13 protein-coding genes are annotated in these 14,499 nt (G+C 71.8%); 3 read left to right on the top strand and 10 right to left on the bottom strand.

The window, feature by feature from the left end; translation table 11 throughout:
- The first annotated feature begins 103 nt into the window (after positions 1–103).
- Complete coding sequence (locus tag P8A18_RS31515; protein ID WP_306060114.1) at positions 104–1,471, top strand: FAD-dependent oxidoreductase; 1,368 nt, start codon at positions 104–106, stop codon at positions 1,469–1,471.
- A 70-nt stretch (positions 1,472–1,541) separates the two neighbouring features.
- On the opposite strand, the gene P8A18_RS31510 is transcribed toward P8A18_RS31515, so the two are convergent.
- Together P8A18_RS31510 and P8A18_RS31505 are read right to left on the bottom strand one after the other, a co-directional pair.
- Positions 1,542–2,597 carry a chitinase gene (locus P8A18_RS31510; protein WP_306060112.1) on the bottom strand — a complete coding sequence of 352 codons (1,056 nt, stop codon included), beginning with the start codon at positions 2,595–2,597 and terminating at the stop codon, positions 1,542–1,544.
- Positions 2,598–2,720: 123 nt separating this feature from the next.
- Positions 2,721–3,317 carry a DUF3159 domain-containing protein gene (locus P8A18_RS31505; protein WP_306060110.1) on the bottom strand — a complete coding sequence of 199 codons (597 nt, stop codon included), beginning with the start codon at positions 3,315–3,317 and terminating at the stop codon, positions 2,721–2,723.
- 189 nt (positions 3,318–3,506) lie between these two features.
- On the opposite strand from P8A18_RS31505, the gene P8A18_RS31500 reads away from it, so the two are divergent.
- Positions 3,507–4,940, top strand: a complete 1,434-nt coding sequence (locus tag P8A18_RS31500) for a carotenoid oxygenase family protein (RefSeq protein ID WP_306060108.1) — start codon at positions 3,507–3,509, stop codon at positions 4,938–4,940.
- A gap of 12 nt (positions 4,941–4,952) precedes the next feature.
- Here the strand turns inward: P8A18_RS31500 and P8A18_RS31495 are convergent, their stop codons facing one another.
- Complete coding sequence (locus P8A18_RS31495) at positions 4,953–6,131, bottom strand: DUF6777 domain-containing protein (protein WP_306060106.1); 1,179 nt, start codon at positions 6,129–6,131, stop codon at positions 4,953–4,955.
- Positions 6,132–6,265: 134 nt separating this feature from the next.
- On the opposite strand from P8A18_RS31495, the gene P8A18_RS31490 reads away from it, so the two are divergent.
- Complete coding sequence (locus tag P8A18_RS31490) at positions 6,266–7,669, top strand: lipase maturation factor family protein (RefSeq protein WP_306060104.1); 1,404 nt, start codon at positions 6,266–6,268, stop codon at positions 7,667–7,669.
- Between the two features lie 9 nt (positions 7,670–7,678).
- Here the strand turns inward: P8A18_RS31490 and P8A18_RS31485 are convergent, their stop codons facing one another.
- From P8A18_RS31485 to P8A18_RS31455, 7 genes are read right to left on the bottom strand one after another with little or no spacing between them, the layout of a single operon-like run.
- The gene (locus P8A18_RS31485) at positions 7,679–9,025 is read right to left on the bottom strand and encodes an ammonium transporter (RefSeq protein WP_306060102.1); all 1,347 of its coding nucleotides are present in this window, start codon (positions 9,023–9,025) and stop codon (positions 7,679–7,681) included.
- 37 nt (positions 9,026–9,062) lie between these two features.
- Positions 9,063–10,022 (bottom strand): urease accessory protein UreD, encoded by a 960-nt coding sequence (locus P8A18_RS31480; protein WP_306060100.1) that lies wholly within the window; start codon positions 10,020–10,022, stop codon positions 9,063–9,065.
- Between the two features lies 1 nt (position 10,023).
- Positions 10,024–10,644 carry an urease accessory protein UreG gene (ureG, locus tag P8A18_RS31475; RefSeq protein WP_306060098.1) on the bottom strand — a complete coding sequence of 207 codons (621 nt, stop codon included), beginning with the start codon at positions 10,642–10,644 and terminating at the stop codon, positions 10,024–10,026.
- Between the two features lie 33 nt (positions 10,645–10,677).
- Complete coding sequence (locus tag P8A18_RS31470; protein WP_306060096.1) at positions 10,678–11,424, bottom strand: urease accessory protein UreF; 747 nt, start codon at positions 11,422–11,424, stop codon at positions 10,678–10,680.
- A gap of 5 nt (positions 11,425–11,429) precedes the next feature.
- A complete protein-coding gene (gene ureC / locus P8A18_RS31465; protein WP_306060094.1) occupies positions 11,430–13,154 on the bottom strand; it encodes an urease subunit alpha in 1,725 nt (574 codons plus the stop codon).
- Positions 13,154–13,636, bottom strand: coding sequence for an urease subunit beta (locus P8A18_RS31460; RefSeq protein WP_306060092.1), 483 nt, complete (start codon positions 13,634–13,636; stop codon positions 13,154–13,156). The genes ureC and P8A18_RS31460 overlap by 1 nt, the downstream gene beginning before the upstream one ends.
- The gene (locus P8A18_RS31455; protein WP_306060090.1) at positions 13,633–14,496 is read right to left on the bottom strand and encodes a cobalamin biosynthesis protein CbiX; all 864 of its coding nucleotides are present in this window, start codon (positions 14,494–14,496) and stop codon (positions 13,633–13,635) included. Before P8A18_RS31455 ends, P8A18_RS31460 begins: the two co-directional genes overlap by 4 nt.
- Positions 14,497–14,499 lie beyond the last annotated feature (3 nt).

Below are 14,499 nucleotides of genomic sequence, written 5' to 3'. Positions count from 1 at the left end.
AACCGGGCCGAAGCAGCGGCTAACGTGTCCGGCGGGGTCGACTAAGCCTTGCCTTACCAACCCGGCCCCGCTTCTGCTCATCCGTTCGAAGGAACAGCTCGCCATGACACGCCCCGTCCGCGTCGCCATCGTCGGAGCCGGTCCCGCCGGCATCTACGCAGCGGACGCGCTGCTCAAATCCGACGCCGCCGCCGACCCGGGCGTCTCCATCGACCTGTTCGAGCGGATGCCCGCGCCCTTCGGCCTGATCCGCTACGGCGTGGCCCCCGACCACCCGCGTATCAAGGGCATCGTGCAGGCGCTGCACCAGGTGCTGGACAAGCCGCAGCTGCGGCTCTTCGGCAACGTCGACTACCCGAACGACCTGGGCCTCGACGAGCTGCGGACCTTCTACGACGCGGTGATCTTCTCGACCGGTGCCGACGCGGACCGCGCCCTGGACATCCCGGGCAACGAACTGGACGGTTCCTACGGGGCCGCCGACTTCGTCTCCTGGTACGACGGCCACCCGGACGTGCCGCGCACCTGGCCGCTGGAGGCCGAGAAGGTCGCCGTGCTGGGCGTCGGCAACGTCGCCCTGGACGTGGCCCGCATCCTGGCCAAGACGGCCGACGAGCTGCTGCCCACGGAGATCCCCGCCAACGTCTACGACGGCCTCAAGGCGAACAAGGCCCTGGAGGTGCACGTCTTCGGGCGGCGCGGTCCGGCGCAGGCCAAGTTCAGCCCGATGGAGCTGCGGGAGCTGGACCACTCGCCGAACATCGAGGTCATCGTCAACCCCGAGGACATCGACTACGACGCGGGTTCGATCGAGACCCGGCGCGGGAACAAGCAGGCCAACATGGTCGCCTCCACGCTGGAGAACTGGGCGATCCGCGATGTCGGCGACCGGCCGCACAAGCTGTTCCTGCACTTCTTCGAGTCCCCGGTGGAGATCCTCGGCGAGGACGGCCGCGTCGCCGGCCTGCGCACCGAGCGCACCGAGCTGGACGGCACCGGCAATGTGCGCGGCACCGGCACCTTCCACGACTGGGACGTGCGCAGCGTCTACCGGGCGGTGGGCTACTACTCGCAGGAGCTGCCGAAGCTGCCGTTCGACGTCGCGTCCGGCACCGTGCCGCACGCCGCGGGCCGGGTGCTGGCGGGCGGGGAGCCGATGGAGTCCGTGTACGTCACCGGCTGGATCAAGCGGGGACCGATCGGCCTGATCGGGCACACCAAGGGCGACGCCAACGAGACGGTCGCCTGCCTGCTGGAGGACCACGCCGCGGGCCGGCTGCCCGCCCCGGCGCAGCCCGAGCCGGACGCGGTCACCGACTTCCTCCAGGCGCGCGGCATCCGCTACACGACCCGCGAGGGCTGGTACCGCCTGGACGCGCACGAGCGGGCCCTGGGCGCGGAGCAGGACCGCGAGCGGATCAAGGTCGTGGAGCGCGGGGCCATGCTGGACGCCTCGGAGTCCGGCAGCTGACGCGTACGGCGAGGGCCCCGCACGACCCGGACCGGGTCGTGCGGGGCCCTCGCCGTACGCGGGGCGGGCGTCAGCGTCCCTGGAGCGCCTTCACGTTGTCGCCGAAGGTCCAGTTCTTGGAGCCGTCCCAGTTCAGCGACCAGGTCATCAGTCCCTTGAGGCTGTCGCCGTAGTGGTTCCATGCCTGCGAGACGAGGCCGGGCGCCATGTAGCCGCCGCCTGCGCCTGCCTGGGCGGGCAGTCCGGGGACCTGCTTGTCGTAGGGGACCCTGATCGTGGTGCCCTGGATGACGAGTCCCTTGTCCAGGCAGTCCGTCTGCGCGGTGAAGCCCTCCACGGTGCCGGCGGAGTAGGAGTCGCCGGAGCAGCCGTACATGCTGCCGTTGTAGTACTGCATGTTCAGCCACCAGAGCCGGCCGTTGTCCGCGTATTTCTTCACGATGGGCAGGTAGGCGCCCCAGATCGAGCCGTAGACGACGCTGCCGCCCGTGACGTACGCCGTCTCGGGCGCCATCGTCAGGCCGAAGTCGGACGGCATCCGCGCGAGCACACCGTCGATGATGCGGATCAGGTTGGACTGCGAGGGGGACAGCTGGTTGATGTCGCCCGTGCCGCTGAGACCGGTCTCGATGTCGATGTCGATGCCGTCGAAGTTGTACTTCTTCAGGATCGGCACCACCGTGTCGACGAAGCGGTCGGCGACGGCGCTGGAGCTGAGGTCGATGCCCGCGGTGGCGCCGCCGATCGACATCAGGGTGGTGAGCCCGGACGCCTTCGCCTCGCACATCTCGGCCGGGGTCGGGACCTTGACGGTCGAGTCCATCCCGTCCTCCCACTGGACGGTGCCGTCCGAGAGGATGACCGGGAAGGCCGCGTTGATCACGTTGTAGCCGTGCTCCGTGATGCGGCTGTCGGTGACCGGGATCCAGCCCAGTGGCGGGTGCACCCCGTTGGACGCGCCGTCCCAGTTCTCCCAGTACCCCTGGAGCACCTTGCCCGCGGGCTTCGGCTTGACCGCGCAGGTATCCTCCTGCGCCACGGCGCCCGGCTTGGCCGCGACGAGCATCGGTACGATGCACGCCGCCGCGAGGCCGACCCCCAGCAGACGTGATGTGCGACCGAACATGGCGCTCCCTCTTCCTGGTTTGGCATGCCCCTGACAACAAGCAACCGGATCTCGAACGCCGCCCAACGTAAAGTGGTCCAGACCTTCCGTCAATAGGTCTGGACCAAAGTGGGGCCGCTGGGCTCATGGGGAGGCGTGCGCTTCACGGGCCCGCTCGCGCACGTGGTCCGGGTAGCGCTCGGTGAACCGGACGGCGAAGACCAGCAGGACGACGGGGATGATCCAGTTGTACCAGTCGGCGCCGGACGAGGTGTGCAGCGCCAGGAGGCCCAGCAGGGCCGTGACGGCGAAGACCGCGCCCCAGAGCAGCGTCAGCACCCTGTTGACATGGCGGAACACGGGCGAGCCCCACACCTCGCGGGGCGTGGACTGGCGGGCGTACTGCTCCGTGAACGGGACGAAGGCCAGCGAGCCTAGCGCCACCACCGCGATCACGCCGCTGGACAGGACCTGGGCGTATCTCTCCACCCAGTACAGGTCGTGCCGGTCCAGGAACAGCGCCAGGACGCTGAGGACCGCGAAGAAGACGATCCCGGTGACTTCCAGGATCTTGAAGGAACCCCGGCGCATGTCCGGCAGGTTGAGGACCACGGCGGCCACCAGGGCGGCCAGCGCGGCGTACTCCCAGGTGCTGGGAGAGGCGATGACGATGAAGAGGATCCACGGGGCGAACGCGAAGAACAGATTCCCGGTCCGCCGTCCCGGACGGGCTTGGTTCACCGGACACCTCCGGGGGTGTGGCCGCGCGGCGACCTGCCGCGTCTTCCATGGTGGGCCCGGGGCCGGGCCGCCGCATCCCGCGCGGACGGCCCCCGTTCCGCGTTGCGACGCGTCGGGGCCGGGGATTCAATTGAGGGTCAGCCCGGCCCGCGGCCGGGTGCGTACAGCCCCCGGCGAGGGAGGCCCGCCATGGCCGCACATGCCGCACACCCCTTCGACCCGAGCCGCGTCGTCCATCTCTCCGGCCGCTTCGCCCCGGTCACCGAGGAGGTCGACGAGGCGGACCTCCGGGTGACGGGCGTGCTGCCGGACGAACTGGACGGGGTCTTCCTGCGCAACGGCCCCAACCCCCGCTTCACCCCGATCGGTTCGTACCTCTACCCCATCGACGGGGACGGCATGCTGCACGGGGTGTGGATCTCCGGCGGCCGGGCCCGCTACCGCAACCGGTTCGTGCGGACACCGGCCGTGGTCGCCGAGGAACGGGCCGGGCGGGCGCTGTGGGGCGGGATCGAGTCGATGATCCTGCCCCGGGAACCCGACGTCGGGCCGGAACTGGCCGGCACCTTCCGCGACATGCCCGACATCAACGTGGTGCGCCACGCGGGACGGCTGCTGGCCCTCGCCGAGTCCGACTGCCCGTTCCTGATGACACCGGAGCTGGAGACCGCCGGGAAGGAGACGTTCGGCGGGGCGCTGCCGGCCGGGATCACCGCGCATCCGAAGACCGACCCGGTCACCGGCGAGATGCTCGTCTTCTGCTACGGCCTGGAGCCGCCCTACCTCACCTGGTCCGCGATCGGCCGCACCGGTGACGTGGTGCGCGGCCCGACCACGGTCGACGGGGTGGACGAGCCGATGATGATCCACGACATGGCGCTGACACCGCGCTTCCTGGTGATCGTGCTGGCGCCCGTGTTCTTCGACATCGACGCGGCCATGCACGGCGGCTCCATGATCGACTGGCGGCCCGAGCACGGCACCCGGGTCGCCCTGGTCCCCCGCGACGGCGGCCCCGTGCGCTGGGCGTCCGACGACGCCTTCTGGCTGTGGCACACGGTCAACGCCTTCGACACCGAGCCCGACGGCGGGAACGTGGTGCTCGACTACGTGCAGTGGACGCGCCTGGCCATGGGCACACCCGACGAGGGCGGCCGGCCCAACCACGCGGGCCTGGTGCGCGCGGTCATCGACCCCGAGGCGGGCACCATGCGCCGCACCGTGCTGGACGACGCCAGGATGGAGCTCCCCCGCACCGACGACCGGCTGATCGGCCGGCGCCACCGCCAGCTGGCCGTGGCCGCGGATTCGGGCAACCCGGATCTGCTGCCGGGCGAGTTCGACGAACTGCGCTGGTACGACGGCAGCGATCCCTCGGGCCGGCACCTCGCGTGGCGGGCCGGAAACCTGTCGGTGGGCGAGCCGGTCTTCGCCCCCGTCCCGGGCACCGGACCCGGCGAGGGCGGCTACTGGATGACGTACGCCACCGACCGCACCGATGCGAGCAGCTGGCTGCTCGTCATCCCGTCCGAGGACCCGACGGCGGGCCCGGTGGCCCGGGTGCGCATCCCGGTACGGGTCCCGCTGGGCCTCCACGGGAACTGGCTGCCCACCGAGGAGTGAACCCGCCGCCCCTCACCGCCGCCGCGCCGCGCCGCCGTCCACCGGCCGCTCGTGCCGGGGCAGCCGGATGGACGTCTGCGGCTCGCCGGTCATGGACGGCACGGGATCGCGCGGCGGCTCGTCCGGCTCGGGCTCATCGGACCGGGGTTCATCCGGCCGGGGCTCGGTGGGAGCCCCGGTGGGCGTGGGACAGTTCGTCTCCCCCGGCGATCTGGCGGGTGCGCCGGTGGCGCCCGCCGGCTCGCCGGGCGGCGTCGGCCCGGCGGACGGCGGGCAGTCGCCGGGCGGCCGGGAGCGGGACGGCGTCGGCTCCGCCGGCTCCTCGGGCCGCTCGGACCTCTTCGGCGGCCGGGGTTCCTTCGTACCGGCCGGCGGCAGCTCGGGGAGCGGGCCCGTGATGTCGGTGCCGGGGCCGTAGGGCGGCGGCACCGCGGGGGCCCGGTCCCCGGCACCCTCATCGCCCGAGGGCCGCGCGATCCACGCCCGGCGCTCCACATCGACGATCACCAGCTCGGCCACGGGCCGGGCGGCGGGCTCGATCACCACCGTCCGCGCCGGGTCGAACCCCGCCCAGCGCTCCCCCTTGCCGGCCGCCACGTCCGCCACGCCCGGCGGGTCCAGGGGGTTGCCGCAGGCGCAGCGGACGCGCGGGAGGCCGCGGCCGTCGACCATGACCGCGGTGCCCGCCTGGAGCACCGACCGGAACGCGGTGACCGAGCCCGCGCGGTAACCGTGGCCGGTGACCAGGGTGTCGGCGCGCAGCAGGACGGGGGTCAGGGCGCGCAGGAAGGCGGGGACCCGGGCGGGGCCGACGGACACGGTGCGCGCGAAGGCCGCTTCCCTGGCCGGGTCCGCGGCGAGCATGCGGATCTGGGTCTCGACGTCGCAGGACGGGACGGCGCGCGTTCCGCCGTAGAGGCCGGGCGTCGATCCGGTGCGGGTGAGCGGCTTCCCGCCGCCGGGCGGTGCCGGGGAGCGGCTGTCGGGGTGCGTGCCCGGCGCCGCAACGGGCGCGCCGGCCGAGGAGCCGGTGAACGGGGACGGGCCGGGGTCGGCGGCCGCCTGGAGCAGGACGTCCGCTGCGGCCGTCCTCGCGGGCCGGGAGGTCTCCTGTGCGCAGCCCGCGGCGAGGAGGAGGCCGGCGGAGAGAAGGGCGGGCGCGGTGCGTCGCAGACGTATGCGTGAGTGCACGAAGGGGTCTCCTGCCTGGTCACCGGTCTCCCGGTCGCTCCCCTCATGTCTGCCGCACTTCCCGGCCCGCCGCAAACGGACGGCGCCCCGGGCCTGTTCGGCGCGCGGAGGCTGGGGGCCCGATACTGGTAGCGATGGAGTGGTTCACCGCGGACGGGTACTGGCTCGGCCGGCTGGTCTTTCAGAAGGCCCTCGCCGTCGTCTATCTGGCCGCGTTCCTCGGCGCGGCGCTCCAGTTCCGGGCGCTGATCGGTGAACGCGGCATGCTGCCCGCCCCGGAGGTCCTGCGGCGCACCGACTGGCGCGGCGCGCCCGGCCTCTTCCGCCTCCACTACTCCGACCGCTTCTTCGCCGTGGTCGCCTGGACCGGCTGCGCGGTCGCCGTCGCGCTGATCGTGGGCGTGGACAACCGGGTGCCGCTGGGGGCCGCGATGGCGCTCTGGGCCCTGCCGTGGCTGCTGTATCTGTCGATCGTGCAGGTCGGCGGCGTCTGGTACGGCTTCGGCTGGGAGTCGCTGCTCCTCGAAACGGGATTCCTCGCCGTCTTCCTGGGCAACGCGGACACGGCGCCACCGGTGCTCGTGCTGTGGCTGCTGCGGTGGGTGCTGTTCCGGCTGGAGTTCGGCGCCGGGCTCATCAAGTGGCGCGGCGACGCCTGCTGGCGGAATCTGACGTGCCTGTACTTCCACCACGAGACCCAGCCGATGCCGGGGCCCCTGAGCTGGTTCTTCCACCGTCTCCCCCGGCCCGTGCACCGGGCGGAGGCGGCGGCCAACCATGTGACCCAGCTGCTCGTCCCGGTCCTGCTCCTCACCCCGCAGCCGGTGGCGAGCGTGGCGGCCGGGCTGATGATCGTCACGCAGTTGTGGCTGGTGCTCTCGGGGAACTTCGCCTGGCTGAACTGGCTGACCATCACGCTCGCCCTGCCGGTCATCGACTGGTCGCCGCTGACCGAGCCGCCGGCCCAGCGGGGCGCGCCCGTATGGTACGAGGCCGTGGTGATCGCGGTGACCGTGCTGATCCTCGCCCTCAGCTACCACCCGGCCCGCAATCTGGTCTCCCGCCGTCAGGTGATGAACCGGTCCTTCGACCCGTTGCACCTGGTCAACACGTACGGCGCGTTCGGCAGCGTCAGCCGGGTCCGGCTGGAGGTGGTGGTCGAGGGCACCGACGACGCGGTGGTGCACCCGGGCACGGTGTGGAAGGAATACGGCTTTCGGGGCAAGCCGGGCGACCCGCGCAGGCTGCCGCGCCAGTTCGCCCCGTACCATCTGCGGCTGGACTGGCTGATGTGGTTCGCGGCGCTGTCGCCCGCGTACGCCCGTGCCTGGTTCGGCCCGTTCGTGGAACGGCTGCTGGAGAACGACCGGGACACGCTGCGGCTGCTGCGGCACAACCCGTTCCCCGGCGCCCCGCCGGCCCAGGTGCGGGCCAGGGTCTTCCGCTACCGGTTCACCACGTGGCGCGAGCTGCGGGCCACCGGCTGCTGGTGGCACCGCACCTTCGTCCGCGACTTCCTGCGCCCGACCAGGAGGTAGTGGGGCTCGTCAGCGGTCCTCGCGGGCGCGCAGCAGGCGGCTGATCTGCTTGACCAGCTCGTCGTCGCTCGCCACCCGCTTGCCGGAGACCAGCGCGCCGAGGCGCTCGGCGGTCTGGAAGTCGTAGGCCCGCTCCGCCTCCGCGCCCGGAACGTTCCCGTACTCCTCCTTGGCCCGGAAGCCGACGGTCAGGTCGACCACCTTGGCGATGATCCAGGTGAGGATGAACGAGAAGGCGATCATGGAGACGATCGCGACGAGCTGCTTGCCGAGCAGGCCCCAGCCGCCGCCGTAGAAGAGGCCCTCCTTGCCGCTGACGCGCGCGGTGGCGAAGAGGCCGACCATGATCAGGCCGACCAGCCCGCCGACGCCGTGCACCCCGACCACGTCGAGCGTGTCGTCCACGCCGAACCGGAACTTGAGTGTGATCGCGAAGGCGCACACGGCGCCGACGACGAGACCGGTGATCACCGCGCCGAGCGTGTTGATCTCACCGCACGCCGGGGTGATGGCGACCATGCCCGCGACGGCGGACGAGACGACGCCCGTGGTGGTGACCCGCCCGGTGCGCCACTTCTCGACCAGCGGCCAGGTCACCATGGCGCCCGCGGCCCCGAGCTGGGTGTTGATGAACGCGGCGGCGGCCGTGCCCTGGTCGGTCAGCGCGGAGCCGGAGTTGAAGCCGAACCAGCCGAACCACAGCAGCCCGACACCGACGACCACGAGCGGGATGTTGTTGGGGCGCTCCTCGCGGCGGGCGAAGTCGCGCGGTGCCCGTAGCACGAGGGCTACGGCGAGTCCGGCGACCCCGGAGTTGAGCTCCACCGGCAGGCCCCCGGCGAAGTCCAGGGCACCGAGGTGCTTCACGATCCAGCCGTCCTTGTCGAACACCCAGTGCGCGGCGGGGACGTAGACGATCAGCAGCCACAGCACGACGAAGACGAGCCAGCCCCGCATCGTGGCGCGGTCGGCGATCGAACCGCTGATCAGCGCCACGGTGATGATGGCGAAGCCCATCTGGAAGGTGCTGTAGATGTACGTGGGGATGGCGCCGCTCAGCGTGTTCAGCTGGATGCCCTTCATGAACACGTGGTCGAGGTTCCCGATGAGCCCGGCCCCTCCCACGTCGGGCCCGAACGCCAGGGTGTATCCGATGACCCACCAGAGCAGGGTGCCGAAGGCGAGCGCGGCGAAGCTCATCTTGATCATCATGAGCACGTGCCGGGTGCGCACCATGCCGCCGTAGAAGAACGCGAGGCCGGGCGTCATGAGCAGGACCATGGCGGTGGCGGCGAGCAGCCAGGCGGTGTCCCCGGAGTCGTACGCGGCCGGCATGGGCGCGGGAGCGGTGATCATCGGCGGTCCCTCGTGTGGGGGTGGTGGGCGGGAGGGTCTACGGCTTGCGCAGGTCCGGCGCCGGGTGGCCGGTGAGCTGCCGGCGTACGGCGTGCCAGGCGGCCCGGTGCGCCGCGGCGACCCGGATCGGGCTGTCGTCGATGAGCCGCATCCAGGCGCCGCAGTCCCGGGGCAGCACGCTGACCCCGTACAGGACACCGAGGGGGGCGAGCGCCTCGTGCAGGGTGTCGGCCAGGCCGGAGGCCGGGACGCGGTCGGTGACGACGAAGAGCGAGGCGACGTGGTCGTGCCCGGCGAACACCCCGGGCCCGAGGACGCCCTGACCGGCCGTGCCGGGGGCCAGGCGCAGGGTGTCGACGGCGAGGAGGGTGCCGTCGGGCCTGCTGACGCGCAGGTCCGTCGCGAGTGTGCGGTAGACATGGCGTTCGCCCCGGGCGAGCCGGCCCGCGGTGAGGGTGTCGCCGATGAGGACCGTGGCACCGGGTGCGACGGTGACCTCGGTGCGCTGGTAGAAACGCGCGTCCTCGAACGGGATCAGCGGGTCGGGCAGGTATTCGACGTAGCTGCCGGCCTCTGCCGTCAGGTGCACGCGCTGGCTCGCGTAGTCGTGCTCCATCTTGAAGACCTTGGTGGCGGCCTGGGTGGTCAGGTGGACCTGGGTGTCCGGGCCGCAGTGGAAGTCCATCCGGTAGCGGTCGGCCTGGGCGATGCCGCCGCCGGTCGCCATCAGGTAGACGTAGCTCATACCGGGCAGCGCGGGGTCGATCCACAGCGGCCGCATGATCTGCAGGGGTGTCTTCTGGTAGCGCCCGACGAGTTCGGTGCGCTCGCCCCGCACGGCGAAGGCGAGGTCGAGGATGCCGACCTTGGCCGGCGATCCGGGGGCCAGCGTGTCCGGGACGGAGGCCAGGGCCGCGACGTCCGGGGGCACGCGGACCGCGGTGTAGTACTCCTCGGCGAGCCGGCCGGCCGTCGGCCGCTGCGGGGCGAGCGGCATGTCAGATCAGCACCTTGCGGCGCGATTCGAGGTAGCCCGCGATCTCGTCGATGCCGATTCCGGTCAGGCAGTCGGTGAGGACGACGGGGCCCTCTCCCCTGACCCGGTGGGCGTCGGACTCCATGATGCCGATGTCCGTGCGCACGTACTTCGCGATGTCGATCTTGTTGATGACGAGGAGGTCGGATTCGGTGATGCCGGGGCCGCGCTTGCGGGGCATCTTCTCGCCCTCGGCGGTGTCCAGCACGAAGAGGAACAGGTCGACCAGGGCCGGGCTGAACGTCAGGGTGAGGTTGTCGCCGCCGGACTCGTACAGCAGGGTGTCGACGTCCGGGTAGCGTTCCAGCATCTCGGCGCCGGCCGCCAGGTTCATCGTGGGGTCGTCGCGCACGGCGGTGTGCGGGCAGGCGCCCGTCTCGACGCCGACGACGCGCTCGGGTTCGAGGACGCCGGCCAGCGTGCGGCGCACGTGCTGGGCGTCCTCCTGGGTGTAGATGTCGTTGGTGATGACGGCGGGGCGGTGGCCGCGTTCGATCAGTACGGGTACCAGCGCCTCGATGAGCGCGGTCTTGCCGGAACCGACGGGTCCGCCGATGCCGACCCGCAGTACGTTGTCGTCCATGGTGCTCCCTGGTGTGGCGGGGTGTGTGGGTGTTCAGCTGGCGAAGAGCCGGGCCTCGGCGCGTTCGTGACGGCCCGACATGACGTCCGACGCGAAGACGGTGGCGCCGACGTCGTCGAGTTCCCTGCGCAGTGCCGCGTCGACGGTCGTCTCGATGACCGGCGCCGCTCCTCTGATCAGGGTCTGCGCCGTGCGGTGGTCGGTCAGCCGGAGCCGCAGGGCGGCGCCCGCGAAGCTGACACAGAACGCGAACAGGTCGGCGGCGACGGCCTGTCGGACCGGGACGCCGGTCGCCGCGTAGACGACCCCGGCCGCCACCGCCTGGGTGCCGGGGGCCTCGCGGCGTACGACCCGGCCGAAGTAGTCGCCGATCTCCGGGCGGCCGAAGACCTCCTGGCCGAGGTCCAGGAGCTGGCGCCCGGTCCGGGTGGCGGCCTGGCGCATCTCCCGGCCCAGCTTCGTGGCGAACAGGTGCTCGTCGATCCTGACGACGGTCTCCGGGTCGCCCGCCGCGGTCGCCCGGTGCGCGAGGGCGAGGGCGGTGGCGTCGGCGGGGCCGACGCCGTGCAGCAGCAGGTCCTGGAGCAGCAGCGGCAGGCTCGCGGCGTCCACGGCGCCCGCCTGGGCGAAGCCCTCCAGGCTGTGCGAGAGCGTGTAGAAGCCGCTCGGGAACGCGGAGTCGGTCAGCTGGAGGCTGACCAGCAGCGGTCCCAGTCCCACGGCGGGCGTGGTCCGCGTCGGGCCGGGTTCGCCCGCGATGTCGCCCTCCTTGCGGTACATCGGCCCTAGACCAGGAAGTAGAGGTGGTTGAGGGGCAGCGTCTCGGCCGGGTCGATGGTGGCGACCTTGCCGTTCAGCGTCACCTTGAACGTCTCCGGGTCGACCTGGACGTCCGGCAGGGCGTCGTTGCGGACCATGTTGTGCTTGCCGATGGTGCGGGTACGGCGCACGGGCAGGACCTTGCGTTCCAGGCCGAGCGTCTCCGGTACGCCCGCGGCGATGCCCGCCTGCGACATGAACGTGGCGTGGGTGGCCTGGAGCGCCTTGCCGTACTGGCCGAACATGGGCCGGTAGGTGACCGGCTGCGGGGTCGGCAGCGAGGCGTTGGGGTCGCCCATCTGGGCCCAGGAGACGAGGCCGCCCTTGATGATCATCTTCGGCTTGGCCGCGAAGGAGTGGATGGGCCACAGCACGATGTCGGCGAGCTTGCCCTTCTCGATCGAGCCCACGTAGTCGGAGATGCCCGTGGCGATGGCGGGGTTGATGGTGACCTTGGCGAGGTAGCGCAGCACCCGCTGGTTGTCGTTGCGCTCCGAGTCGCCCTCCAGCACACCGAGCTTGTCCTTGCAGTGGTGCGCGGTCTGGAAGGCCCGGGTCACGGACTCCCCGATCCGGCCCATGGCCTGGGAGTCGGAGGAGAACATGCTGATCACGCCGAGGTCGTGCAGCACGGATTCGGCGGCGATCGTCTCGGCCCTGACCCGGCTGTCGGCGAAGGACACGTCCTCGGGGATGTCATGGCTGAGGTGGTGGCAGACCATCACCATGTCGAGGAGTTCGTCCACCGAGTTCTTGGTGTAGGGCAGCGTCGGGTTGGTGGAGGACGGCAGGACGTTCGGCTCGCCGGTGACCCGCAGGATGTCGGGGGCGTGGCCGCCGCCCGCGCCCTCGCTGTGGAAGGTGTGGATGGCGCGGCCGTCGATCGCCGAGCGGGTGTCCTCGAAGAACCCGCCCTCGTTCAGGCTGTCGGTGTGGATGGCCACCTGGACGTCGTGCTCGTCCGCGACGTTGAGCGCGTTGTCGATGACGGCCGGGGTGGAGCCCCAGTCCTCGTGCACCTTGAGCGCGCAGGCACCCGCGACGACCTGCTCCTCAAGCGCCCCCGGCAGGCTGCCGTTGCCCTTGCCCATGATGCCGAGGTTGACCGGAAGGGTCTCCGCCGCCTGGAGCAGCAGGCCGATGTTGTACGGCCCGGGGGTACAGGTCGTGCCGTTGGAGCCGTCCGTCGGGCCGGTGCCGCCGCCGATGAGCGTGGTGATGCCGTTGGTCAGCGCCTGCTCGGCCTGCTGCGGGGCGATCAGGTGGACGTGGCTGTCGATGGCACCTGCGGTGGCGATCAGGTGCTCGCCGGCGATGGCCTCCGTACCGGGGCCGATGACCAGGTCCGGGTCGACGTTGTTCTGCGTCTGCGGGTTGCCGGACTTGCCGATGCCGACGATGAAGCCGTCCTTGATGCCGATGTCGCACTTGACGACGCCCACCATCGGGTCGATGACGACCACGTTGGTGATGACGGTGTCGAGCGCGCCCTGGGCCGCGGTGGCCTGGGGGTCGGACGCCATGCCGTCCCGCATGGTCTTGCCACCGCCGTAGACGACCTCGTCGCCGTACAGGCCCTCGCTGTAGTCCTTCTCGACCTCGACGACGAGGTTGGTGTCGGCGAGGTAGAAGCGGTCGCCGACCGTCGGGCCGAACATGTCGGTGTACTGCTTGCGCGGCAGGATGGGCATCAGCGCGAACCCTTCTTCTTGTCCTTGGCGGCCTTGGAATCCTTGGATCCGCCCTTGCCCGCGCTCCTGGACTCTCCCTTGGAGCCGTCCTTGGCGCTCTTGGCGGCGGGCGCGGCGCCCTGGTAGCCGCGCTCGATCGCCTTGCGGACGGCTTCGACGCGGGCGGGGTGGGAGGCGAGGCTGCCGTTGAGCAGCCCGCTGAAGCCGGTGAGCCGGCCGGTTCCGGCGTACGCGCAGAGCTCGACCTCGCGCGAGCCGCCGGGCTCGAACCGTACGGAGGTGCCGGCGGCGATGTTGAGGTGCATGCCGAGCGTCGCCTCGCGGTCGAAGGAGAGCGCCGAGTTGACCTCGAAGAAGTGGTAGTGCGACCCGACCTGCACGGCCCGGTCTCCGGTGTTGCTCACGGTGACCTTCAGTGTGCGGCGGCCCGCGTTGAGTTCGACGGGGTCCTTGCCGTACAGATAGTTCTGACGGAACGTCATGCGATGCTCCTGATGGCTCGGTCCGCCCCATCGGCGGACGGGTGGTGGTGCCGGTGCCCGGTGGCGGGGCCGTGGTCGTGGGCGTGTCCGTGCGTGTGGCCGTGCGTGTGGCCGTGGTCATGGCCCTCGCCCGGTGGGTGGGTATGGGCGTGGCCGTGGTGGTCGGCGGCCACGAGCCCGGTCGCGACGCCGTCGTCGCCGTGCTCGGCCCAGCGCCGCCGGGCGTCGGCCACCCGCTCGTCCAGCACCCGGCGCAGCGCCGAGGCCGGCATGAGGGGTCCCGCGCTCTCGGCGGGCACGGGCGGGGCGCCGCCCGCGTCCACGGGTGCGAACGAGGCTGGCAGCAGCGCCACGCGCTCCGCGCCGAGCAGGGCGCAGCGCCGCACGCCGTCGGCCGGGTCCGGGTCGCCGCCGCCGAACGCGACCTCGACCAGATCGTGCCGGCCGTAGCGGCGTACGAGCGCGGCGACGCGGTACAGCTCGGCGTCCTCGAAGGGGTCGCCGGAGGGGGCGGTGACGAGGAGCGCGGAGCTTGCGGGCACCCGGCCGGCCGCTGCGCGGAGATGGGCGACGAGGTGCTGTGTGGTGCCGAAGGGCTCGGCGAGCAGTGCGGCGCCGGGCCCGCCCGCGGGAAGCGCGCGCAGCGTGCGGGCGGTGTCGGCGACGAGGCCGGGTTCGCGGCCCAGCGTCATGGGGACGACCACGCTGTCCTCGCCGCGGCGGCGGTGTGCGGCCACGGCCCGGAACAGTGCGCGCCCGTTGGGGACCACACTCACGTGCGGGCCGAGCCGCCCGTCGAGCGCACGTCCGTAGTCGGCCTCGTGGCCGCACACGGCGATGACGGCCCCGCTCACGGTCATCGG

Origin of the sequence: Streptomyces sp. Mut1, from assembly GCF_030719295.1 — a bacterium.
In the GTDB taxonomy this organism is placed as follows: Bacteria; Actinomycetota; Actinomycetes; order Streptomycetales; family Streptomycetaceae; genus Streptomyces; species Streptomyces castrisilvae.
This window is presented reverse-complemented; position numbering and strand designations above follow the sequence as displayed.

Coding starts and splice junctions, on each gene's coding strand:
- P8A18_RS31515 (WP_306060114.1), top strand. CDS start 104: ATGACACGCCCCGTCCGCGTCGCCATCGTCGGAGCCGGTCCCGCCGGC.
- P8A18_RS31510 (WP_306060112.1), bottom strand. CDS start 2,597: ATGTTCGGTCGCACATCACGTCTGCTGGGGGTCGGCCTCGCGGCGGCG.
- P8A18_RS31500 (WP_306060108.1), top strand. CDS start 3,507: ATGGCCGCACATGCCGCACACCCCTTCGACCCGAGCCGCGTCGTCCAT.
- P8A18_RS31490 (WP_306060104.1), top strand. CDS start 6,266: ATGGAGTGGTTCACCGCGGACGGGTACTGGCTCGGCCGGCTGGTCTTT.
- P8A18_RS31485 (WP_306060102.1), bottom strand. CDS start 9,025: ATGATCACCGCTCCCGCGCCCATGCCGGCCGCGTACGACTCCGGGGAC.
- P8A18_RS31480 (WP_306060100.1), bottom strand. CDS start 10,022: ATGCCGCTCGCCCCGCAGCGGCCGACGGCCGGCCGGCTCGCCGAGGAG.
- ureG (WP_306060098.1), bottom strand. CDS start 10,644: ATGGACGACAACGTACTGCGGGTCGGCATCGGCGGACCCGTCGGTTCC.
- P8A18_RS31470 (WP_306060096.1), bottom strand. CDS start 11,424: ATGTACCGCAAGGAGGGCGACATCGCGGGCGAACCCGGCCCGACGCGG.
- ureC (WP_306060094.1), bottom strand. CDS start 13,154: ATGCCCATCCTGCCGCGCAAGCAGTACACCGACATGTTCGGCCCGACG.
- P8A18_RS31460 (WP_306060092.1), bottom strand. CDS start 13,636: ATGACGTTCCGTCAGAACTATCTGTACGGCAAGGACCCCGTCGAACTC.
- P8A18_RS31455 (WP_306060090.1), bottom strand. CDS start 14,496: ATGACCGTGAGCGGGGCCGTCATCGCCGTGTGCGGCCACGAGGCCGAC.